This window comes from Clavibacter michiganensis (assembly GCF_002151125.1).
GTDB lineage: Bacteria > Actinomycetota > Actinomycetes > Actinomycetales > Microbacteriaceae > Clavibacter > Clavibacter michiganensis_C.
Genome location: NZ_MDJZ01000015.1, coordinates 77,278 through 98,629, shown reverse-complemented (window position 1 = coordinate 98,629; position 21,352 = coordinate 77,278). Strand labels below are relative to the sequence as shown.

The window sequence follows — 21,352 nt, the reverse complement described above, 5'->3', positions numbered from 1 at the left end:
GGGGTCAGCGCGTCCGACCCGCGGCGCTGAGCGGCACGGCCGTCGACGCGACGATGCGCTCGAGGATCTCGACCACCGCGGCCTGGCCTCGACCGCGCTGCCCGAGCGCGCGCCCGGTCGCGACGAGCCGGTGCGCGAGCACGGGCGCGGCGAGGGCGTCGACGTCGTCGGGCAGCACGAAGTCGCGGCCGTCGAGCGCCGCGCGGGTCTTCGCGGCGCGGATGAGCTGGAGCGTGGCGCGGGGGCTCGCGCCGAGGCGGATGTCCTCGTGGCCGCGCGTCGCCTGCACGATGGCGACCGTGTAGCGGGACACGGGGTCGGACACGTAGACGCCGCGGGCCGCGTGCATCATCGCGTCGAGGTCCTCGGCGTCCACCACGGGCCGCAGCTCGTCGAGCGGGCTGACGGTGTCGCGGGAGCGCAGCATGGCGAGCTCCGCGGACGCGTCGGGGTAGCCCATCGAGATCCGCGCCATGAAGCGGTCGCGCTGCGCCTCGGGGAGCGCGTAGGTGCCCTCCATCTCGACCGGGTTCTGCGTGGCGACGACGGTGAAGGGCTGCTGCAGCGGATGCGTGACGCCGTCGACCGTCACCTGCCCCTCCTCCATGCACTCCAGGAGCGCCGACTGGGTCTTGGGGCTCGCGCGGTTGATCTCGTCGCCGATGACGATGTTCGCGAACACCGCGCCCGGCTGGAACTCGAAGCGGTGGTCGGCCTGGCTGTAGACGGAGACGCCCGTGACGTCCGAGGGCAGGAGGTCGGGCGTGAACTGGATCCGGTTCACCGTGCAGTCGACGCTGCGGGCGAGCGCCTTGGCGAGCATGGTCTTGCCGACGCCCGGCACGTCCTCGATGAGGAGGTGGCCGCCGGAGAGGAACACGGTGAGCGCCATGCGCGTCGCGTCCTGCTTGCCGGACATGACGGAGTCGATGTTGCCGAGGATCAGGTCGGCGAGCCGGCGCACCTCCGGCAGCGGCATGGCGCTCGCGTGGTCCGCCTGGCGCGCGGCGGCGCGGATGCGGGCGGGGTGCGCGCCCGATGCGGAGTGCAGGGGAACGGACTCGGACTCGGGACTCGTCACGGAGGTCCTCCAGCGTCGTGGGCGTCTTGGCAGCATACGTCAGGGATCCGAGAGCGTCCGGCCCACCTCCGGGGGCGGCCGGCCGGGTAGCGTGGTCGCCCGTGCACCCCGCTCCGATCGCCGCCGTCCCGCGACCCGCCGGGGTCCGCCCGTGACCCGCATCGTCGCCGGGTACGCCGGCTCCCTCGTCCTCCGCGTGCCGCGCACGGGTACGCGGCCCACGAGCGACCGCGTGCGCGAGGCCCTGTTCTCCGGGCTCGAGGCCCGGGACGCGCTCGACGGCGCCCGCGTCCTCGACCTGTACGCCGGATCCGGCGCCCTGGGCCTCGAGGCCGCCAGCCGCGGCGCGCGCGAGGTCGTCCTCGTCGAGCGCGCCGTGCCCGCCGCCGTGGTCTGCCGGTATAACGCCGCGCTGATCGAGCGGGCCGCGCCCGCGGGGTCCGTGCCCGCGATCCGCGTGGCCGCCCAGAGCGTGCACGCGTTCCTCGCCGGCGACCGCGGCTCCTACGACGTCGCCTTCCTGGATCCGCCGTACGAGGTCGGCGACGCCGAGCTGGCGGAGGAGCTGACGGCGCTCGTGCCGCGGCTGGTCGACGGCGCCGTGGTCATGGTCGAGCGCAGCGCCCGCTCCGCCGAGCCGGCGTGGCCGGCGGGCATCGCGCTCGACCGGCGGAAGGCGTACGGCGACACGGTCGTGTGGTGGGCGGTCGCGGAGTCGCCCGACGCCGCGGACGACGACGCGTCCTAGCGCGCCCCGTCCCAGTCCGCGTACGGGTCCCAGCCGCCGAGCGGGGTCCGCGGGCCGGAGTACGGCGCGCCGTCGACGGTCACGGCGGGCCCGTCCGCGCCGGCGCTGACGACCGTGCCGATCGCCCGGAAGGGCGCCGGCAGCGTCGCGCCCGCCGGGAACGCCGCGACGAGCGCGTGGTCCTCGCCCCCGGTGAGCACGAGGTCGAGCGCGACGGGAGGCAGCGCCGGATGCGCGGCGGCCACCCGGCGCGCGTCGTCGGCGAGGGCGGCGGATCCGAGGTCGATGCCCACTCCGCTCGCCCGGGCCATCCGGCCGAGGTCGAGGAGGAGGCCGTCGGAGACGTCGAGCATCGCGGTCGCCCCGGCGCGGGCCGCGTCGACGCCCGCGGTCAGCGGCGCGGCGGGCGCCAGCTGCGCCTCCACCGCGTCCGGGTGGGCGGCCCGCAGCGTCCGGGCGAGCGCCGGGTCGGGCACGAGCGCGCCGTCCGCGTCGGCGCTCCTGGCGTGGTCGAACAGGAGGCGGACGCCCGCCGCGGCCATGCCGAGCGCGCCGGCCACGGCGATCACGTCGCCGGGCCGGGCTCCCGAGCGCAGCACGGGGTCGCGTCCCTCGAGGTCGCCCGTGGCCGTGACGGATATCACCACGGCGTCCGAGACGGAGAGGTCGCCGCCCACGACGCCGCAGCCCGGCGCCTGGAGGAGGCAGCCCTCCCGCAGGCCGTCCGCGAGGGACTCGAGGTCGGCGACGCGCGTGTCCGCGGGAGCGGCGATGGCGACGAGGAGCGCGGTCGGCCGTGCGCCCATGGCCGCCGCGTCGGCCAGGTTCGAGGTCGCGGCGCGGCGCCCGAGGTCGTGGAAGGACGACCAGGCGCGGCGGAAGTCGGGGCCCTCGATCATCATGTCGGTCGTGATGACGAACCGGCCGTCGGGTGCCCGCACGACCGCGCAGTCGTCGCCCGGGCCGACCTCGGCGGCGTCGCCGGCGGGCAGGTGCGGGAGGATCCGCGCCAGGGTCGCGAGCTCCCCCGCGCTCCCGAGGGTGGCCGCGTCGCGGGCGCCGGGTCGGTCGGGATCCGCGCCCCCGTCGGGCCGATCCGCGGCGGAGGGGGTCCCAGGAGTCGTCACGACTGCCACGGTAGCCTGCTCTCGATGACTCCCCGCCGCCCCGCCCGCGCCCTGCGCACCGCCGCCGCAGCCGCCGCCGCGTGCGGCCTCGCCCTCGTGCTCGCCGGCTGCTCCCCCGCCGTCTCGCTGGAGGCCGCGCCGGGCGCGACGGACCCGCTGTGCGCCGACGTGGTCGTGCACCTCCCCGCGACGCTCGGCACCGCGCCGATCCGCGAGACCGACGCGCAGGGCACGGGCGCGTGGGGCGACCCGCAGAGCACGGTCATCCTCCGCTGCGGCGTCGCGACACCCGGGCCCACGACGGACGCGTGCATCAGCTACGACGACGTCGACTGGGTCGAGGACGACTCGCGCTCCCCCGACATCCGCTACACGACGTACGGCCGCACGCCCGCGGTCGAGGTCATCATCGACTCGACGCAGGCCAGCTACACCGCGCTCACCGACCTCAGCGGCGTCGTCTCGGTCATCCCGCAGACCGCGAAGTGCGTCAGCGCGCAGGACCTCGGCGTCGCGCCGCCTCCGGGGAGCTGACCAGCGGGGATCCCGTCGCCACGGGCCGTGGCGTCCCGGTCGCACCCGTCCGGCGCGCGCGGCGGTCGTCGAGCACCCGCCGACCGGTGCGACGCCAGCGCAGCCACGGCAGCTCGTGCGGCCAGTGCACGGTCAGCGACGCCATCCCGCGGCTCATGCGCAGCGGCAGGGTCGCGGGCCGGGTGAGCGGCCGCATGCTGATGCCCATGCGCAGTCGCGGATCCAGCACGATGCGGTGCTCGGGTCCGAGGTGCACCGACAGGTCGATGTCGTCGTGCAGGTGGGTGCCGTCGCGGTGCACCTCGTCGCGCACCCGGAGCCAGGCGTCGCGGCGGAGCGCGAAGTTGGATCCGAACAGCGGCGGATGCCCGAGCGCCAGCGTCACCGAGGCGAAGTAGGCGCCGAGGTAGGCCACCGCGGCGACGCCCCGGAGCGCCCGGGGGCCGTCGAGGAAGCGGGCCGCGCCCGTGACCGCGGCGACGTCGGGACGTGCGGCGAGCACGTCGCCGAGCCTCTCGATCCAGTCGGCCGGCGGCACGCAGTCGGCGTCGAGGCGCGCGATGACCTCGTGGCGCGCGGCGTCGTAGCCGGCGGAGGCGGCAGCGGGGATGCCCACGACGGGCTCGTGGACGACGCGCGCGCCGGCCCGGCGGGCCACCTCGGCGCTGTCGTCGCCCGACGCGTTGTCGACGACGACGATCTCGTCGGGCGCGACGGTCTGCCCGGCCAGGGCCTGGAGGCACGCGCGCAGGTGGCCGGCGTCGTCGCGCACGGGGATGACGACGGAGACGGTGGGGCGGACGATCGACGGCACACGCAGGGCCTCCCCGTCGAGCGCCGCGGGACGGGGCGTCGTGCGGCCACCGCGGGACCCCGTCCGCATGAGCGGACCGGGTCGGGCGTCGGGATGGAGGCGGGGCCGGGCGACGGATCGTCCTACGAGCATGCGTCCGAGCCTAGGCTCATCGCCCCGGCCCGACCGGCCTCAGGCGCGGGCGCCATCCGCCTCCCACGCGAGCGCCACGTCGAGCAGGCGCGAGATGAGGTCCGGGTACGCGAGGCCCGACGCCTCCCAGCACGCGGGGAACATCGAGATGGGCGTGAAGCCCGGCATCGTGTTGATCTCGTTGAGCACGAACCCGTCCGCGGTGAGGAAGAAGTCCACGCGTGCCAGGCCGCGGCCGTCGACTGCCCGGAAGGCGCGCACGGACAGCTCCTGCAGCTCGGCGAGCTGCGCGTCCGTCACGTCGGCGGGGCACACCAGGTCGATCCCGTCGGCGCCGAGGTACTTCGCGTCGAAGTCGTAGAAGTCGCGGCCGGAGACCACGATCTCGCCCGCGACGGAGGCGCGCGGCTCGCGCCCCGGGCCGTCGTCGAGGATCGCGCACTCGACCTCGCGGCCGACGAGCCCCGACTCCACGAGCACGCGGTCGTCCTCCCGGAACGCGGTCGCGAGGGCCGCGTCGAGCTCGTGCGGCTCGGCCACGCGGCTGACGCCCACGCTGGATCCGGCGCGCGCGGGCTTCACGAACGCCGGGAGGCCGAGCGCGGACGCCCGCTCCCGCACCGCGGCGGGATCCGCCGCCCACTCGTGGCGCGACACCGTGGTCCACGGGGCCACGTCGATGCCCGCCGCCTGCAGCACGGTCTTCGCGTAGTGCTTGTCCATGCCGAGCGCCGAGGCCAGCACGCCGGATCCGACGTACGGCAGGCCGGCGAGCTCGAGCATGCCCTGCACCGTCCCGTCCTCGCCCTGCGTGCCGTGCAGGATCGGGAACACGAGGTCGACCCGGCCGAGCGAGCGCTCGGCGCCGTCCGCGTCGTGCACCGTCAGCTCGCGGCTGGCCGCGTCCTCCGGCCAGCGCACGCGCGTGCCGTTGTCGACGACCCGGGGCAGGTCCTCGGCGTCGAGCGCGAGGGCGGACGCGTCGTCCTCCTGCAGCGTGAAGGCGCCGCGCGGCGTGATGCCCACGGGGATCACCTCGAAGCGCTCGCGGTCGATGGCGCCGAGCACGCCGCTCGCGGTCGCGCAGCTGATGGAGTGCTCGCTGGAGGTCCCGCCGAAGAGCAGGACGACCCGGGTGCGTGCGGTCATGGTCATTCCCCCTGCGGAGTGTCGTCGTCGGTGGTCAGGTGCGGCGCGATGTCGCGCGGCGACAGCGTGCCCGCGAGCACCTGCGACACCTGCTCGACGATCGGCATCAGCACGTCCCGCTGGCGGGCGAGCTCGAGCACGGGCGCGACGGAGGAGAGCCCCTCGGCCGTCTGCTGCATGCTCTTGACGACGTCGGTGAAGCTGTAGCCCTGCCCGAGCAGCCGACCCGCGGTGTTGTTGCGCGACAGCGAGGACTCGCACGTGGCGATGAGGTCGCCGAGGCCGGCCAGGCCCGCGAGCGTCTCGGCGCGCGCGCCGTAGGCGACGGAGAACGCGGTCATCTCGGCGAGGCCGCGCGTGATGATCGAAGCCTTCGTGTTCTCGCCGTAGCCGACCCCGTCCACGATGCCGACCGCGACGGCGATCAGGTTCTTGAGCACGCCGCCGAACTCGGTGCCGATCACGTCGGTGTTCACGAACGAGCGGAAGTAGGGGCTCCGGGCGATCGTGGCGACGCGCTCGGCGGTGGCCTGGTCGGCGGACGACACCACGACGGCGGTCGGCTGCTCGCGGGCGATCTCGAGCGCGAGGTTCGGCCCCGACGCGACCGCGATGCGCTCCGGCGCGATGCCGAGCACCTCGGAGATCACCTCGCTCATGCGCAGGCCCGTGCCCTTCTCCACGCCCTTCATGAGGCTGACGACCACGGCGTCGGCGGGGATCAGGTCGCGCGCCGCCTCGAGGTTCGCGCGCAGCGTCTGGCTGGGCACGGACACGAAGACGTCGGTGGCGCCCTGGAGCACGCGCTCGAGCGACGGGTCGGCGGTCAGCCGCTGCGGCAGGTTGATCCCCGGCAGGTAGTCGCTGTTGCGCTTCGCCTCGGTGATCTCCCGGGCGAGCTCGGGGCGACGGGCCCACATGAGGACGTCGCTGCCGCCGTCGGCCATCACCTTGGCGAACGTGGTGCCCCAGCTGCCGGCGCCGAGGACGACGATGCGGCGCCGCTCCCCTCCGTCGGGCTCGCGCGTCGGGGCGGTCGGTGCGGTGCTCGGGCTCGCGGTCGCGTCACTCAAATCGGCCGGTCTCCTTCTGGTTCCTCGAGCGGGGATCCCACCGCTCGATCGGGGCGGTCTCGCCGCGCAGCTCCTCCACGAGCTCCGTGATGGCGGCCATGACGACGGCGGTCGCCTCGGACAGGGTCGCGGAGTCGAGGCTCCGGTCGCGGAAGCGCTCGAGGTCGACGGGCTCGCCGATGACCACGTGGATGGTCTTCCGCGGGAAGAGCCGCACGCGCTTCGAGTAGCGGCCCATGAGCTGCTGCGTGCCCCAGTGCGCGGCGGGGATGACGGGGATGCCGGCCTGCAGCGCGAGGCGCACGGCGCCGGTCTTGCCGCGCATGGGCCAGAGGTCGGGATCGCGGGTGAGCGTGCCCTCGGGATAGACGACCACGATCCGGCCGTCGCGGGCGAGGTCGGATGCCGCCTCGATCGCCTTGCCGCCGCGGAGGCCGCCGTCGCGCTGCACGGGGATCTGCCCGGAGCGGCGGAGGAACCAGCCCACGACCGGCACGTCGAACAGCGACGCCTTCGCCAGGAAGCGGGGCAGGCGCCCGAGCTTCCACGCGACGGCGCCCATGACGACGGGGTCGATCTCGCTGTAGTGGTTCGGGGCGAGCACGTAGGAGCCGGTGCGGGGCAGTCGCTCCGGGTTCCGGATCTCGAACCTCACGGCCGCGTTCAGGACAGGCAGCACGAGGGCGGCCAGCACCCAGAAGATCGACGGTCGCGCCTTCTCGTTCGCCATGGATCCTCCGGTCGGGTCGCGGTCGTCGTCGGTCGCCCGCCGGGTCCGCCCGGCGGCGGACCGGGCGCGTCCTCATGGACGCGCCCGGTCGGCACAGGCGGCGCGGGCGCCGCCGGCGAGGCTATCCCTCGTAGGAGAAGTCCGCGCCCAGCTGGCGCAGCTTCCCGATGAAGTCCTCGTAGCCGCGGGAGATGATCCCCACGTTGCTGACCGTGGACCGGCCCTCGGCCGTGAGCGCGGCGATGAGGTGGCTGAAGCCGCCGCGGAGGTCGGGCACCGTGATGTCGGCCCCGTGCAGGTGCGTCGGCCCGGTGATGACCGCGGCCTGCTCGAAGTCGCGACGCGCCACGCGGCGCTCGTGGCCCTCGAGGCCCTCCTTGTGCACGACGATGTCGGCGCCCATCTCGTTGAGCGCGTCCGTGAAGCCGAAGCGGTTCTCGTACACGGTCTCGTGGATGATCGAGACGCCGGGCGCCTGCGTGAGCGCCACGACGAGCGGCTGCTGCCAGTCCGTCATGAAGCCGGGGTGCACGTCCGTCTCGATGACCACGGGCTTGAGGTCGCCGCCCGGGTGGTAGAACCGGATGCCGTCCTCCTCGATGTCGAACGCGCCGCCGACCTTCCGGAAGACGTTGAGGAAGGTCATCATCTCGGCCTGGCGCACGCCGCCGACGAAGATGTCGCCGTGCGTGGCGAGGGCGGCGGAGGCCCAGCTCGCGGCCTCGTTGCGGTCGAAGAGCGCGCGGTGCGTGTAGCCCTCGAGGCGGTCGACGCCCTCGATGAGGATCACGCGGTTCGGCTCCACGGAGATGATCGCGCCCATCTTCTGCAGGATCGCGATGAGGTCCATGATCTCGGGCTCGATGGCCGCGTTCTTGAGCTCCGTGATGCCCTTGGCGCGCACGCCCGTGAGCAGCACCTGCTCGGTCGCGCCGACGCTCGGGTACGGCAGCTCGACGTTCGCGCCCTTCAGGCCGTCGGGCGCGGTGAGGCGGATCCCGCTCGGCAGCTTCTCGACGACGGCGCCGAACGCGCGGAGCGCGTCGAGGTGGAAGTCGATGGGGCGGTCGCCGATGCGGCAGCCGCCGAGGTCGGGGATGAACGCCTCGCCGAGCCGGTGCAGCAGGGGGCCGCAGAACAGGATCGGGATCCGGGAGCTGCCCGCGTGCGCGTCGATGTCCGCCATGTGGGCGCTCTCGACGTCCTTCGGGTCGAGGATGAGGTCGCCCTCCTGCTCGCCCTTGCGGAGGGTCACGCCGTGCACCTCGAGGAGGCCGGACACGACGCGGACGTCGCTGATGTCGGGCACCGAGCGCAGGAGGCTGGGGCTCTCGCCGAGGAGCGAGGCGACCATGGCCTTGGTGGCCAGGTTCTTGGCCCCGCGGACCTCGATGCGGCCGCGCAGCGGGATGCCGCCGTTGATCACGATGGAGTCGGACAGGAGGCCCACCCGCTCCCCCGCCTTCTTGGCGTCGCTGACTAGTGAGTTCATTCAGTTCTCCAGAGCTGCCGGCCGAGCCGGCAAGGTGCGCGGGCGCCATGAGGCCCGTCGTGATTCGAAGGTGGTGATGGCGTCCTCGTCCCGGAGGGTGAGGGCGATGTCGTCGAGCCCCTCCAGGAGCCTCCACCGAGTGTATTCGTCGATCTCGAACGGGACCGTCAGGCCGGGTGCCGTGGCGACCCGCTCGACGAGGTCGACGGTGAGGTCGAGTCCGGGCTCCGCGTCCATCGCGGCCCACAGCCTCTCGACGTCGTCCTCCGTCACGATGCCCGTGAGGAGGCCCTGCTTCCCCGAGTTGCCTCGGAAGATGTCGCCGAACCTCGGGCTGAGCACGGCGCGGAAGCCGTAGTCGCGCAGCGCCCACACGGCGTGCTCGCGGGACGAGCCCGTGCCGAAGTCCGGACCGGCGACGAGGACGGTCGCGCCCTCGTAGACCGGCTGGTTGATGAAGAAGTCGGGATCCTGCCGCCACTGGTGGAAGAGCGCGTCCTCGAAGCCCGTCTTGGTGACGCGCTTGAGGAACTGGGCGGGGATGATCTGGTCGGTGTCGACGTTCGACTGCCGGAGAGGGACGGCGGTGCCGGTGACGCGGCTGATGGGCTGCACGGCTCAGACCCCCTGTCCGACGGCGGCGGCCTGGCGGATGGAGTCGGCGTCGACGACGCCGTCCTCCTGCAGGTCCCACGGGCTCGAGAGCGTGCCGCGGATCGCGGTGGCCGCCGCGACGAGCGGCGACACGAGGTGCGTGCGCCCGCCCTTGCCCTGCCGGCCCTCGAAGTTGCGGTTGCTCGTGGAGGCGCATCGCTCGCCCGGCGCCAGCTGGTCGGGGTTCATGCCGAGGCACATGGAGCAGCCGGCGAAGCGCCACTCGGCGCCGAAGTCGGTGAAGACCTTGTCGATCCCCTCGGCCTCCGCCTCGAGGCGCACGCGCGCGCTGCCGGGGACGACCATCACCCGGACGCCCTCGGCCTTGGTGCGGCCGCGCACGATCTCGGCGGCGGCGCGCAGGTCCTCGACGCGGCTGTTGGTGCAGGAGCCGATGAACACGGTGTCGACCGCGATCTCCTTCATGGGCGTGCCGGGGGCGAGGTCCATGTAGGCGAGCGCGCGCTCGGCCGCGGCGCGCTCGTTCGGGTCGGCGACCTGGGCGGGATCCGGTACGGGCTCGCTCAGCGAGACGCCCTGGCCCGGGTTGGTGCCCCAGGTGACGAACGGCTCCAGCGTGTCGGCGTCGAGGAACACCTCGGCGTCGAACACGGCGTCGTCGTCGGTGGCGAGGGTGTCCCAGTAGGCGACGGCCTCGTCCCAGTCGGCGCCGGCCGGCGCGTGCGGGCGGCCGCGGAGGTAGTCGTACGTGGTCTGGTCGGGGGCGACCATGCCGGCGCGCGCGCCGGCCTCGATCGACATGTTGCAGATGGTCATCCGGCCCTCCATGGAGAGCGAGCGGATGGCGCTGCCGCGGTACTCGAGCACGTAGCCCTGCCCGCCGCCGGTGCCGATCTGCGCGATGACCGCGAGGATGATGTCCTTCGCCGTGACGCCCGGCCGCAGCGTGCCCTCGACCGTGACCGCCATGGTCTTGAACGGCTGGAGCGGCAGCGTCTGCGTCGCCATGACGTGCTCGACCTCGCTCGTGCCGATGCCGAACGCCATCGCGCCGAACGCGCCGTGCGTGGAGGTGTGCGAGTCGCCGCAGACGACCGTGATGCCGGGCATGGTCAGCCCGAGCTGCGGGCCGACGACGTGGACGATGCCCTGCTCGATGTCGCCCAGCGAGTGCAGGCGGATCCCGAACTCCTCGGCGTTCCTCCGGAGGGTGTGGATCTGCGTGCGGCTCGTCAGGTCGGCGATGGGCCGGTCGATGCCGACGGTCGGCGTGTTGTGGTCCTCGGTCGCGATGGTGAGGTCGGGACGGCGCACGGGGCGGCCGGCGAGCCGGAGGCCGTCGAACGCCTGCGGGCTGGTGACCTCGTGGACGAGGTGGAGGTCGATGTAGAGGAGGTCGGGGGTGCCGTCCTCCCCCTCGGCGACCAGGTGGTCGGCCCACACCTTCTCGGCCAGGGTCTTCGCAGGCTGCACGCGGCTCTCCTCATGGCAGTGGCGCGAGGGTCCCCGCGCGCATCATGGGAGTCTAACGCCGGGTGCCCGCGGCTATTCCTCAGGTGGTGGGCGCGCCCGCGGACACGTCGCCCCGCGGATCGTCGTCCGCGTGCGCCTCGATCACCACGACCGTCACGTTGTCGCGGCCGCCCGACGCCAGCGCCTGGGCCACGAGCGCGTCCGCCGCGCGGTCGACGCCGCCGCCGTCCGCGTGCGCCAGCTCCAGCACGCCCGAGATCGCCTGGTCGTCGAGCTCCTTGGTGAGCCCGTCGGAGCAGATGAGGAACACCTGGTGCTCGGCGACCGGGAGGAGCCACTCGTCCGCGGCGACCTCGTCGTGGGACCCGACGGCGCGCGTGATGAGGTTGCGCACCGGGCTCCGCTCGGCCTCCGCGCGGGTCATGCGCCCCTGGTCGACGAGCTCCTGCACCGCCGAGTGGTCGACGGTCACCTGCTCGAGGCGCCCGTCCGTCCAGGCGTACACGCGCGAGTCGCCGACGTTGAAGACCATCCAGAGCGGCTCGCCGTCCTCCGCGCGGACGAGCGCCACGCCCGCGAGCGTGGTGCCGGCGACCGTCCCGGGCGGGTCGTCGCCCGTGATGAGGTCGCCGATCGCGTCGTTGGACGCATCCACCGCCTCGACGATGAGGTCGCGCGTGACCGGGGCCTCGCCGGACAGCTCCCCGAACGTCTCCACGAGGGTCGCGCTCGCGCGGTCGCCGAACGCGTGCCCGCCCATGCCGTCGGCCACGAGCCAGACGGGCGGGTCGGCGAGGAGCCCGTCCTCGTTGACGGCGCGCACGCTGCCGACGTCGGTGCGCGCGGCCCAGGTGACGTGGATCCGACGCCCGCCGAGCGCGATGGCGCGCGCCTCGGTCACCGTCCCGACCGGTCGTCGTCGCGCTCGACCGACATGGGCTCGGCCCGGGCCTCGGTGACGGGGATCCCGTCGACGCGCATCTTGATGAGGCTCGCGACCGTGGCGACCAGCATCGAGGCGAGGATCACCACGAGGCTGACGACCGTCGGGATCTCGGGCGCCCACTCGATGCCCTCGCCGCCGTTGACGAAGGGCAGCGTGTTCTCGTGCATCGCGTGCAGCACGAGCTTCACGCCGATGAAGAAGAGGATGAACGCGATCCCGTACTTGAGGTACACGAGCCGGTCGAGCAGCCCGCCGAGGAGGAAGTAGAGCTGTCGCAGGCCCATCAGGGCGAAGATGTTCGCGGTGAAGACGATGAACGGCGACTGCGTGATGCCGAAGATCGCCGGGATCGAGTCGAGGGCGAAGATGAGGTCCGTCGTGCCGATCGAGACGAACACGATGACCATGGGCGTCAGCACCTTGCGGCCGTCGATGACGGTGCGCACCTTGGAGCCGTCGAAGTCGGGCGCGATCTTGAGGCGGCGCCGGAGGAACCTGATGAAGAGGGAGTCCTCGCTCTCCTCGTCCTCGTCGCCCACGGCCTGCTTGATCGCCGTGTAGAGCAGGAACGCGCCGAAGATGTAGAAGATCCAGCTGTAGCTCTCGATGAGCTCCGCGCCCAGCAGGATGAAGATCCCGCGCAGCACCAGGGCGATGATGATGCCCACCATGAGCACCTCCTGCTGGTACTTCCGGGGCACGCTGAACCGGCTCATGATGATGACGAACACGAACAGGTTGTCGATGCTGAGGCTGTACTCCGTCAGCCATCCCGCGAGGAACTGGCCCGCGTGCTCGCCGCCGCCGACGAACAGCATGATGACGGCGAAGACCAGCGCCAGCCCGACGTAGAAGCCGACCCAGAGGGCGGACTCCTTCGTCGACGGCACGTGCGGCCGCCGGTACACGATCAGCAGGTCGGCGACGAGGACGAGGACGAGGATCGTCAGCGAGACGATCTCGAACAGGAGGGGGAGCTGGGGCACGCGGAGGCTTTCTGCAGCACGGGGACGGCACGGACATGCCTCGACGAAACTACATGGCGGCCGACGGGTTGTTCACAATTCCCCCATCCGGGGCATCCGGCCGCCGGCCCGCGGTTACGGTGGTCGCTCATGACACGAGAGGGACGCCCCATGGCCGTACTGGCGCACGAGCTCGATGCATCCACCAGCGGAGGGGACGAGGCAGGGCCCCGTCGTCGCGGCCCCCGCACCTCCGGCGACGCCCGGGCCAGCATCATCGAGGCGGCCCGCATGCTCTTCATCGAGTCCGGCGCCGACCGCGTGAGCGCCCGCCGCATCGCCGCCGCCGCGGGCGTCGACCCGAGCCTCGTCCGCTACTACTTCGGCTCCCTCGAGGCCCTGCTCGAGGAGGCGCTCCGCCCCTCCGACGACCTCATCGCCCCCTACGTCCGGATCCGCGAGCTGCCCGTCGAGGAGCGCGGTGCGGCGCTCGTCGACGCGGCCCTGCACACGTGGGAGCACCCGGTCGGGTCGACCATCATGCGCTGGGTCACCGTCACCTCCGACCACGACAGCACCGCGTACAAGCGCTTCTCGGAGGCGGCACCGCAGCACTGGATGGGCGCCCTGCCCGAGGGGACCCCGGCCGATGAGGTCGACATCCGCAACTCGCTCGTCGGCGCCGCGCTCGGCGGCATCGCCATCACCCGGTACATCTGGCGCATGGAGCCCATCGCGAGCATGTCGCGCGAGACGGTCGTCGCGCTGCACGGGCCCGTCGTGCAGGGCTTCCTCACCGGACCCCTGCCGGACGTCCCCGCCGTCGCCTCGGCTCCCGCGGCCTGACTCGGCTCTCCGCGTCCGCCCCGGCGCGCGGGCTCAGCCGCGGTCGGTCAACTCCTCGCGCACCGCGAGCGGCCGCCGGATCAGCTTGTGCGGCGCGGCCTGCGCCACGGGCTTGAGGGAGAGCAGGTCGACGTTCACGTGCGGCGGCAGCTCCACGGCGTGGACGATCGCCTCCGCCACGTCCTCCGCGGTCAGCGGTCCCGGGACGCCGTCGTACACCGCGTCCGCCTTCGCGCTGTCGCCGCGGAAGCGCACGAGCGAGAACTCCTCCGTGCGCACCTGGCCGGGCGCGATCTCGATCACGCGGATGGGCTCCCCCGCCAGCTCGAGGCGGAGCACGCCGAGCATGGCGTGAGCGGCGGCCTTCGCCGCGTTGTACCCGCCGCCGCCCTCGTAGGGCACGTGCGCGGCGATCGAGCTGACCGTGACGATGTCCGCGCTGCCGCCCGCGGACACGCCGGCGCGGAGGAGCGGCAGGAGCGCGCTCGTCACCCGCTTCACGGCGAGGACGTTGATCTCGTACATCCAGGCCCAGTCCTCCGGCGAGCCGGCCTCGACCGAGTCGGTGCCGACGGCTCCCCCGGCGTTGTTCACGAGGGCGTGCACGTCGCCCGTCTCGCGGAGGTGGTCGCGGAGGGCGTCGACGTCGGCCTGCACCGTGAGGTCGGCGACGGCGTACGCGGCGCCGGTCTCCTCGGCGAGCGCGCGCAGACGGTCCTCGCGGCGGGCGACGGCGACGACGTCCCACCCCCGGCTCCGGAACATGCGGACGGTGGCGGCGCCGATCCCCGAGCTCGCACCCGTGACGACGACCCTCTTGCTGCTGGACATGACCCCAGCGTAGGGAACGCGGGCGCCCGCGGGTTACGCCCCGCGACGGGCCGCGTTGACCGGCCGCCGCGGCGCTTCCTACTGTCGTGGTGCGCCCGCACGGGCGGCACCGACGCACGAGGGAAGGCACGACGATGAGCGACCACGACGAGGACCGGGCAGCGGGCTGGCGCTTCGAGACGCAGCAGATCCACGCGGGGGCGGCGCCGGATCCGACCACCCACGCGCGCGCGACGCCGATCTACCAGACCACGTCCTACGTGTTCGACGACTCCCAGCACGCGCAGGACCTGTTCGCGCTGGCGCAGCCCGGCAACATCTACACGCGCATCATGAACCCGACGCAGGCCGTGGTGGAGGAGCGCATCGCCGCGCTCGAGGGCGGCACGGCCGCGCTCCTCGTCGCCTCCGGGCAGTCGGCCTCGACCTTCGCCGTCCTCAACATCGCGCAGGCGGGCGACCACATCGTCTCGAGCTCGTCGATCTACGGCGGCACCTACAACCTCTTCAAGTACACGCTCGCGAAGCTCGGCATCGAGACGACGTTCGTCGAGGACCAGGACGACCCCGCGGCATGGGCCCGCGCGGTGCGGCCGAACACGAAGCTCCTCTTCGCGGAGACGATCGGCAACCCGCGCATCAACATCCTCGACATCCGCGCCGTCGCCGACGTGGCGCACGAGGCGGGCGTGCCGCTCATCGTGGACAACACGATCGCGACGCCGTACCTCATCCGCCCGTTCGAGCACGGGGCGGACGTCGTCGTGCACTCGGCGACGAAGTTCCTGGGCGGGCACGGCACGGTCATCGGCGGTCTGGTCGTCGACGGCGGACGGTTCCCGTGGTCGCAGCACGGCGAGCGCTTCCCGGGCCTCACCGCGCCGGACCCGTCGTACCACGGCGTCACGTACTCCGAGGCCGTGGGCGACGGCGTCGCCTACATCACGAAGGCGCGCGTGCAGCTGCTGCGGGACCTCGGCGCGTCCATCGCCCCGGCGAGCGCGTGGCAGCTCATCCAGGGCATCGAGACGCTGAGCCTCCGGATCGAGCGGCACGTGCAGAACGCGCAGGCGGTGGCCGAGTGGCTCGACGCGCACGAGGACATCGCCGACGTCTACTACGCGGGCCTCCCCGGCAGCCCCTGGCACGCGGCCGCGGACCGGTACGCGCCGCGCGGCGTCGGCGCCGTGCTCTCCTTCGAGCTCAAGGGCGGGGTGGACGCGGGGCGCGCGCTCGTCGACTCGCTGCAGCTGTTCAGCCACCTGGCGAACATCGGCGACGTGCGGAGCCTCGTGATCCACCCGGCGTCGACCACCCACGCGCAGCTGACGCCCGAGCAGCAGCTCACGGCGGGGGTCACGCCGGGGCTCGTGCGCCTCTCGGTCGGGCTCGAGAGCGTCGACGACATCCTCGAGGACCTCGCGGCCGGGCTTCGGGCCGCGCGCCGGGTCAAGGACGCGGCGATCGACTCGTCGCTCGCGGCCCCGCGGCCGGTCGGGGCGTAACACTCGGACGTGCGTCCGTCGCGGGTGCTTCACTGATCGGGATGGACTGGCAGACACCCGAGGACACCGTCCCGTCGAGCCTCGTGACGGACGCGCAGATCCGCTCCCTGATCGGCCGGCCGCCCGCGTCCGGCGCCTGGCGCGAGGGCGACCCCGTCGCCGACCGCCTGTTCGCCCAGGTGGGCGGCATCGACCTGGAGGCGGGCGGGCGGATCCCGTCGGTGCGCGTCGCGTACGAGACCTTCGGCGAGCGCGACGCCGACGGCCGCAACGCCGTCCTGGTGCTGCACGCGCTCACGGGCGACAGCCACCTCCGCGGCCCCGCCGGCCCCGGGCAGCCGACGGGCGGCTGGTGGTCGGGCATCGTCGGCCCCGGCCTCGCGATCGACACCGACCGCTGGTTCGTCGTCGCCCCGAACATGCTGGGCGGCTGCCAGGGCACGACCGGTCCCGCCTCCCTCGCGCCCGACGGCGCCGAATGGGCGGCGCGTTTCCCGTACGTCACCATCCGCGACCAGGTCGCCGTGCAGGTGGCCCTCGCGGACGCGCTCGGCATCGACGTGTGGGCCGCGGTCGTCGGCGGATCCATGGGCGGCATGCAGGCGCTCGAGTGGGGCGTCGGCTTCCCCGAGCGGATGCGGCGCCTGGCCGTGCTCGCCGCGCCCGCCATCGCCAGCGCCGACCAGATCGCGCTCAACTCCGTGCAGGCCGAGGCCATCCGCATGGATCCCGCCTACCGCGACGGCGACTACCTCGACGCGGCCGACGGCGAAGGCCCCCACCGCGGCCTCGCCCTCGCGCGGCGCATGGCGCTCCTCAACTACCGCAGCCCGGACGAGCTGAACCAGCGGTTCTCCCGCTCGTGGCAGAGCGGCATCAGCCCGATGGGCGACGAGGGCAGGTACGCGGTGGAGTCGTACCTCGACTTCCACGGCAACAAGTTCACGCGTCGCTTCGACGCGACCAGCTACATCCGCCTCATCGACGCGATGAGCTCGCACGACGTCGGCCGCGGCCGCGGCGGGGTGGAGGCCGCGCTCGGACGCGTGCGGGCGGCGACCCTCGTGGTGGGCATCGACAGCGACCGGCTGTTCCCCGTCCCCGACCAGCGGCTCATCGCGCGGGCCGTGCCGGGCTCCGTCGACGGCGGCGAGGTCGTGGTGATCTCCTCCGACTACGGCCACGACGGGTTCCTCATCGAGAGCGAGGCCATGGGACGCGAGCTCGCCCGCCTGCTCGACGTGGAGGCGTAGCAGCGCCCCAGTCCGGGGGTGAGTTCTCCTCGCGGCATCGCCCCGCGACATCATGCGTTCCTATGCTTCCCCTGGGAGCGCGCCGCACCCTCCGGGCGCCGGCGTACGAGGGGAGCACCGATGAGCCGACGTCCGCTGCACGCGATGGGCCATGGCCAACGGGTGCGCGTGGCGCTGGTCGACGACCACGTCCTCCTGCTCGACGGCCTGAGCGCACGGCTCTCCCGTCCCCGCACGGGCGTCGAGGTCGTCGCCACCTCCCCCACCTGGAGCGGGCTCGTGCGCGACGAGCGGTTCCCGGACGCGTTCGACGTCGTCGTCCTCGACCTCGCGCTGCGGGACGACGTCCCGGTCGCCCAGAAGATCCGCACGCTGACGGGCGTCGGCCTCACGTCCGTGCTGCTGAGCACGCACGCGGACCCGTCGACCATCCACGGCGCCATGCGCGCGGGCGCCTCCGCCGTGGTGCCGAAGGCCGAGTCGTCGGAGGAGCTGATCGCGAGCATCCACGCCGCGGCCGACGGCACCCCCCGGCAGTCCGCGCTCGTGCAGCAGGCGATGCAGGACTTCCAGGCCGAGGAGGACCCGCGGCTCGGCCAGCAGGAGCAGCGTGCGCTCGTGCTCTACGCGGGCGGGCGATCGATCCGCGACGTCGCCGAGGCCATGAGCACCACCGAGGAGACCGTCAAGTCGTACATCAAGCGGGGACGGCGCAAGTACCTGCACGCGGGGACGGACCTCGGGAGCAAGCTGCTGCTGCGGCGCCACGCCATCCGCCACGGCTGGATCGCGCCCGAGTAGGGCAGGGGCGCCTCCCGGCCGGATGGCGGGGATCCTACGACACGCGCAGGATCGCCCCGCCGCCTCCGCCGGACGTGCCAGCGGCGTGACGGACGCGCCTAGGATCGGAAGCACACCCAGCGCACGCCACCGGCGTCGGCGCACTCCGAGCGGGGACCCGATGGATCGCATGAAGCGCGAGCGCGAGCGCCTGCTGCAGCGGACCGGACGCGTGTACGGACTCAGCTTCACCGCGGTCGCCGCCGCGTGCATCCTGCTCCCGGGCGAGATCCCCGTCGCCGCCGCGACCGGCAGCGTCGCGCTCCTGGTCGTGCTGGCCGTCGCCCAGTGGCGGATGGGGACCGACGCGCGCGTCCGGTGGATGGTCGTCGTCCTGGTCGCCGGGCTCGCCGCCATGGTCGTCGCCCAGCTCGCCGGGCGCTCCGCGTCGTCGCTCACGGCGCTCACCCACATCTCCGCGGGCGCCGTCGGATCGCTCGCGCTCCTGGAGACGATCCGACCGGGCCGGCTCCGCGTCGTGGCGGCCGCCTTCGTCCTCACCAGCGTGGTCGCCGTCGGCACGTCCTGGGGCACCCCCGCGTTCCCGTACGTCGTGCTCGTCCACGTGTTCGGCTGGCTCCTCGCCGGGATCCTCGGCTACTGGCTGAGCGTGGCGGTGCACCGGGTCGGCCGCCGCATCACCGACATCGGGCGGGCCCACCGCGCCGAGCGCATGGCGAGCGAGCTCGAGGCCCAGCGGCGCCAGGGCGCACGTCTCCTGCACGACACGGTGCTCGCGACCCTCACGCTCCTCGCGCACTCCGGCGTCGGCGTCACGCCGCAGGCGATGCGGCAGCAGGCGGCCGACGACGCGCGCCTCCTCCGCCAGCTCCGCCTCGGGGCGAACCCGACCCCGCAGGCGTCGGGCGGCTACACGCTCGAGCCCGTGGAGCAGTCGGTGCTCGGCAACACGCTGGAGTCGGTCAAGCAGCGCTTCGGGCGCATGGGCCTCGAGGTGAGCTGGCACGGGACCGGGCAGGTCCTGCTGCCGAGCGACATCCTCGACGCCTTCCTCCTCTCGCTCGCCGAGTGCCTCGAGAACGTCCGGCGGCACGCGGGCGTCACCGAGGCGCACGTGACGATCACCGACGACGACACGACCGTGCGCGCCATGGTCACCGACGCCGGCGTCGGCTTCGACCTCGCGCACGTGGACCAGGCCAAGCTCGGCTTCAAGGAGTCCGTCGTGGCGCGCCTCACCGACGTGGGCGGCAACGCCCGGCTGTTCTCCTCCCCCGGCTCCGGGACGACGGTCGTCCTCGAGGTGCCCAAGTGAGCGTCCGCGCGGACGGCGCGCCGACGCCCGAGGGCCGACGGATCCGCATGCCCGCCGGGACGCCCGCGCAGCCGACGTCCATCGGCCTCGGCTACCTCGGGGCGGGATCCGCCGTCGTCTGCGCCATCGCCATGGGCTACGGCCTCGTCCGGTTCGCCCTCGACTACCGGACCATGCCGTCGCCCGGGCTCACGGCCACCGCGTGGATCCTCCTGGTGGCCCTCCTCGTCGCCGCCGTCGGTGCCATCCGCGCCCTCCGGGACCGCATGCCCGGCCCGCTCATGGTGGTCTTCGTCGCCGGCCTGGGCGTCGTGGTCGCGCTCGACCTCGCGGCGGTGTGGCCGCTCGGCGACGTGATGCAGCACGCCACCGCGGGCGTCGCGGCCGGGGCGGCGCTCCTCACCACCGTCACGTACCGGCCGGCGCGCGAGGTGCTGGCCGTCGACGTCGCCCTGGGCACGGTGCTGCTCGCCGTGTTCCTCTTCTCGGATCCCGTCCACTCCGCCGACCTCGCCCCCGAGATCTCCGCCATCGCCCGCGCCGTGGTGCCCGCGGCGTTCGGCGTCACGGTCGTCCGCGGCTTCCGGCGCGTGACCGAGATGGAGCTCGACCGCGTCCTCGTGCAGAGCACCGTGTCCGCACCGCGCTACGCCGTCGGCATGATGGCCTCGGAGGAGCTGGCGCGCCTCGACCTCGCGGCGGAGCAGCTCCTCGACGACGTCGCCAACTCGCGCGAGCCGCTGCCGCTGTCGCCGCTCGCCGCCTCGACGGCCGCGTCGCTCGCCACCGAGCTGCGGCTGCACCTGATCGAGGGCCGACGGGAGACGTGGCTGCACCACGCCATCACGGAGTCGGAGTTCCTCGGACCGGACGTCACGCTCAGCGACCCGAGCGCGCTGGCGGGGCTCCTCGACCGGCGCCAGCGCGACGGCCTGCTCTCGGCGGTCTGGCTCCTGCTCACGTCGACGGAGCGGCGCAACGGCGTGCCCGAGGTGTCGGTGCAGCTCGCCCTCGGCCCGCTCCGCGGACGGCCGCCCGGCGCGCAGCCCGTGCCGCTGCGTCGCGCCGTGGTGCCCATCGTCATCACGACGACGGGTCTCCCCCGGACCCGACTGGACCCCTCGACGTGGGATGCTATCGACAAGGTCGGCACGCACACCGAGAGCACCCGCGGTACGAGCCTCCTGATCACCATCGACTGCGTAGTGGACAACCCCGCCGACCGGTGAGGACCGCGCACAAGGACCGGAGAGCACGTGTCAGCTGAGAACCCACCGATCACCCTCGCCATCGTGGACGACCACAGGATGCTGCTCGGGGCCCTGACGGAGTGGATCCGCAACGCCGCGTCCGACATCGAGATGGTCGCCGCCGTGTCCACCTGGCCCGAGCTGCTGACGCATCCGCGCTTCCCCGTCGACGTGGTCCTCCTCGACCTCGACCTCAAGGACAACCTGCCGATCTCGCTGAAGATCGCGACGCTCAAGACCACGGGCGTGAAGACCGTGCTGATGAGCACCTACTCCGAGCCCAACGTCGTGCGCGAGGCGCTGGCCTCCGGCGCCCTGGGCTACCTCGTCAAGAGCGAGGACGCCAGCATGATCGTCGACGCGATCCGCCTCGCGGCCGACGGCCAGTCGTACATCTCCGCGGAGCTCGACCTCGCGATCAACAGCACCGACGTGGGCGGCGTGCCGAAGCTCAGCGCGCAGGAGCGCCGTGTCATGGCGCTCTACGGCGGCGGCGAGCCCGTGAAGTCCGTGGCGTACAGCCTCGGCATCTCCGAGGAGACGGCGAAGTCGTACCTCAAGCGGATCCGCGAGAAGTACCGCGTCGCGGGCTTCGACGTGGGCACCAAGGTGGCCCTCCGCAAGCGCGCGATCCAGGACGGGATCCTGCTCCAGGGCGAGTGACCCGAGCGG

At 73.4% G+C, this 21,352-nt stretch carries 21 protein-coding genes; 9 read left to right on the top strand and 12 right to left on the bottom strand.

The features are described from left to right. Positions 1-4: 4 nt before the first annotated feature. Positions 5-979 (bottom strand): AAA family ATPase, encoded by a 975-nt coding sequence (locus tag BFL37_RS08295; RefSeq protein ID WP_143331601.1) that lies wholly within the window; start codon positions 977-979, stop codon positions 5-7. A gap of 253 nt (positions 980-1,232) precedes the next feature. On the opposite strand from BFL37_RS08295, the gene rsmD reads away from it, so the two are divergent. Beyond that, positions 1,233-1,829: a 16S rRNA (guanine(966)-N(2))-methyltransferase RsmD gene (rsmD, locus tag BFL37_RS08290; protein ID WP_086514663.1), complete on the top strand. Its 597-nt coding sequence runs from the start codon at positions 1,233-1,235 to the stop codon at positions 1,827-1,829. On the opposite strand, the gene BFL37_RS08285 is transcribed toward rsmD, so the two are convergent. Then, positions 1,826-2,956, bottom strand: a complete 1,131-nt coding sequence (locus BFL37_RS08285) for a thiamine-phosphate kinase (RefSeq protein WP_086514662.1) — start codon at positions 2,954-2,956, stop codon at positions 1,826-1,828. The two genes, rsmD and BFL37_RS08285, sit on opposite strands and share 4 nt — an antisense overlap. A 24-nt stretch (positions 2,957-2,980) precedes the next feature. Between BFL37_RS08285 and BFL37_RS08280 the strand changes: the two genes are divergently transcribed. Continuing rightward, positions 2,981-3,490 (top strand): DUF3515 domain-containing protein, encoded by a 510-nt coding sequence (locus BFL37_RS08280; RefSeq protein WP_086514661.1) that lies wholly within the window; start codon positions 2,981-2,983, stop codon positions 3,488-3,490. Here BFL37_RS08280 and BFL37_RS08275 read toward each other — a convergent pair. The 9 genes from BFL37_RS08275 to BFL37_RS08235 all read right to left on the bottom strand — a co-directional run bounded on the left by BFL37_RS08275 (position 3,447) and on the right by BFL37_RS08235 (position 12,900). Beyond that, a complete protein-coding gene (locus BFL37_RS08275) occupies positions 3,447-4,436 on the bottom strand; it encodes a glycosyltransferase family 2 protein (protein WP_086514660.1) in 990 nt (329 codons plus the stop codon). The genes BFL37_RS08280 and BFL37_RS08275 overlap by 44 nt on opposite strands. A gap of 39 nt (positions 4,437-4,475) precedes the next feature. Continuing rightward, positions 4,476-5,585 (bottom strand): D-alanine--D-alanine ligase family protein, encoded by a 1,110-nt coding sequence (locus BFL37_RS08270; RefSeq protein ID WP_086514659.1) that lies wholly within the window; start codon positions 5,583-5,585, stop codon positions 4,476-4,478. Between the two features lie 2 nt (positions 5,586-5,587). Further along, positions 5,588-6,658 carry an NAD(P)H-dependent glycerol-3-phosphate dehydrogenase gene (locus tag BFL37_RS08265; RefSeq protein ID WP_172403772.1) on the bottom strand — a complete coding sequence of 357 codons (1,071 nt, stop codon included), beginning with the start codon at positions 6,656-6,658 and terminating at the stop codon, positions 5,588-5,590. Further along, complete coding sequence (locus tag BFL37_RS08260; protein WP_086514658.1) at positions 6,651-7,388, bottom strand: lysophospholipid acyltransferase family protein; 738 nt, start codon at positions 7,386-7,388, stop codon at positions 6,651-6,653. Before BFL37_RS08260 ends, BFL37_RS08265 begins: the two co-directional genes overlap by 8 nt. A gap of 121 nt (positions 7,389-7,509) precedes the next feature. After that, positions 7,510-8,880: a UDP-N-acetylglucosamine 1-carboxyvinyltransferase gene (murA, locus tag BFL37_RS08255; RefSeq protein ID WP_086514657.1), complete on the bottom strand. Its 1,371-nt coding sequence runs from the start codon at positions 8,878-8,880 to the stop codon at positions 7,510-7,512. Next, a complete protein-coding gene (gene leuD / locus BFL37_RS08250) occupies positions 8,881-9,495 on the bottom strand; it encodes a 3-isopropylmalate dehydratase small subunit (RefSeq protein WP_086514656.1) in 615 nt (204 codons plus the stop codon). A gap of 3 nt (positions 9,496-9,498) precedes the next feature. Then, complete coding sequence (gene leuC / locus BFL37_RS08245) at positions 9,499-10,968, bottom strand: 3-isopropylmalate dehydratase large subunit (RefSeq protein WP_086514655.1); 1,470 nt, start codon at positions 10,966-10,968, stop codon at positions 9,499-9,501. A 79-nt stretch (positions 10,969-11,047) separates the two neighbouring features. Next, on the bottom strand, positions 11,048-11,869 hold the full coding sequence (locus BFL37_RS08240; protein ID WP_086514654.1) for a PP2C family protein-serine/threonine phosphatase: 822 nt from the start codon (positions 11,867-11,869) through the stop codon (positions 11,048-11,050). Further along, positions 11,866-12,900 carry a TerC family protein gene (locus BFL37_RS08235; protein WP_086514653.1) on the bottom strand — a complete coding sequence of 345 codons (1,035 nt, stop codon included), beginning with the start codon at positions 12,898-12,900 and terminating at the stop codon, positions 11,866-11,868. The genes BFL37_RS08240 and BFL37_RS08235 overlap by 4 nt, the downstream gene beginning before the upstream one ends. 150 nt (positions 12,901-13,050) lie before the next feature. Between BFL37_RS08235 and BFL37_RS08230 the strand changes: the two genes are divergently transcribed. After that, positions 13,051-13,725, top strand: coding sequence for a TetR/AcrR family transcriptional regulator (locus BFL37_RS08230; protein WP_086514652.1), 675 nt, complete (start codon positions 13,051-13,053; stop codon positions 13,723-13,725). A gap of 33 nt (positions 13,726-13,758) precedes the next feature. Here the strand turns inward: BFL37_RS08230 and BFL37_RS08225 are convergent, their stop codons facing one another. Then, the gene (locus BFL37_RS08225; RefSeq protein WP_086514651.1) at positions 13,759-14,556 is read right to left on the bottom strand and encodes an SDR family NAD(P)-dependent oxidoreductase; all 798 of its coding nucleotides are present in this window, start codon (positions 14,554-14,556) and stop codon (positions 13,759-13,761) included. 134 nt (positions 14,557-14,690) lie between these two features. Here BFL37_RS08225 and BFL37_RS08220 point away from each other — a divergent pair, with 134 nt between their 5' ends. The 6 genes from BFL37_RS08220 to BFL37_RS08195 all read left to right on the top strand — a co-directional run bounded on the left by BFL37_RS08220 (position 14,691) and on the right by BFL37_RS08195 (position 21,343). After that, positions 14,691-16,061 (top strand): bifunctional o-acetylhomoserine/o-acetylserine sulfhydrylase, encoded by a 1,371-nt coding sequence (locus tag BFL37_RS08220; protein ID WP_086514650.1) that lies wholly within the window; start codon positions 14,691-14,693, stop codon positions 16,059-16,061. A gap of 41 nt (positions 16,062-16,102) precedes the next feature. After that, the gene (gene metX / locus BFL37_RS08215) at positions 16,103-17,314 is read left to right on the top strand and encodes a homoserine O-acetyltransferase MetX (protein WP_086514649.1); all 1,212 of its coding nucleotides are present in this window, start codon (positions 16,103-16,105) and stop codon (positions 17,312-17,314) included. 120 nt (positions 17,315-17,434) lie between these two features. After that, complete coding sequence (locus tag BFL37_RS08210; RefSeq protein ID WP_086514648.1) at positions 17,435-18,115, top strand: response regulator transcription factor; 681 nt, start codon at positions 17,435-17,437, stop codon at positions 18,113-18,115. A 160-nt stretch (positions 18,116-18,275) separates the two neighbouring features. Next, positions 18,276-19,430: a sensor histidine kinase gene (locus tag BFL37_RS08205; protein ID WP_086514647.1), complete on the top strand. Its 1,155-nt coding sequence runs from the start codon at positions 18,276-18,278 to the stop codon at positions 19,428-19,430. Continuing rightward, the gene (locus BFL37_RS08200; protein ID WP_086514646.1) at positions 19,427-20,659 is read left to right on the top strand and encodes a hypothetical protein; all 1,233 of its coding nucleotides are present in this window, start codon (positions 19,427-19,429) and stop codon (positions 20,657-20,659) included. The genes BFL37_RS08205 and BFL37_RS08200 overlap by 4 nt, the downstream gene beginning before the upstream one ends. Positions 20,660-20,686: 27 nt before the next feature. Next, entirely contained in the window at positions 20,687-21,343 is a 657-nt protein-coding gene (locus tag BFL37_RS08195; RefSeq protein ID WP_086514645.1) for a response regulator transcription factor, read from the top strand. Positions 21,344-21,352 lie beyond the last annotated feature (9 nt).

Coding starts and splice junctions, on each gene's coding strand:
- BFL37_RS08220 (WP_086514650.1), top strand. CDS start 14,691: ATGAGCGACCACGACGAGGACCGGGCAGCGGGCTGGCGCTTCGAGACG.
- BFL37_RS08230 (WP_086514652.1), top strand. CDS start 13,051: ATGGCCGTACTGGCGCACGAGCTCGATGCATCCACCAGCGGAGGGGAC.
- BFL37_RS08270 (WP_086514659.1), bottom strand. CDS start 5,585: ATGACCGCACGCACCCGGGTCGTCCTGCTCTTCGGCGGGACCTCCAGC.
- BFL37_RS08205 (WP_086514647.1), top strand. CDS start 18,276: ATGGATCGCATGAAGCGCGAGCGCGAGCGCCTGCTGCAGCGGACCGGA.
- BFL37_RS08210 (WP_086514648.1), top strand. CDS start 17,435: ATGAGCCGACGTCCGCTGCACGCGATGGGCCATGGCCAACGGGTGCGC.
- BFL37_RS08225 (WP_086514651.1), bottom strand. CDS start 14,556: ATGTCCAGCAGCAAGAGGGTCGTCGTCACGGGTGCGAGCTCGGGGATC.
- BFL37_RS08275 (WP_086514660.1), bottom strand. CDS start 4,436: ATGCTCGTAGGACGATCCGTCGCCCGGCCCCGCCTCCATCCCGACGCC.
- BFL37_RS08260 (WP_086514658.1), bottom strand. CDS start 7,388: ATGGCGAACGAGAAGGCGCGACCGTCGATCTTCTGGGTGCTGGCCGCC.
- BFL37_RS08280 (WP_086514661.1), top strand. CDS start 2,981: ATGACTCCCCGCCGCCCCGCCCGCGCCCTGCGCACCGCCGCCGCAGCC.
- metX (WP_086514649.1), top strand. CDS start 16,103: ATGGACTGGCAGACACCCGAGGACACCGTCCCGTCGAGCCTCGTGACG.
- murA (WP_086514657.1), bottom strand. CDS start 8,880: ATGAACTCACTAGTCAGCGACGCCAAGAAGGCGGGGGAGCGGGTGGGC.
- BFL37_RS08295 (WP_143331601.1), bottom strand. CDS start 979: ATGCCGCTGCCGGAGGTGCGCCGGCTCGCCGACCTGATCCTCGGCAAC.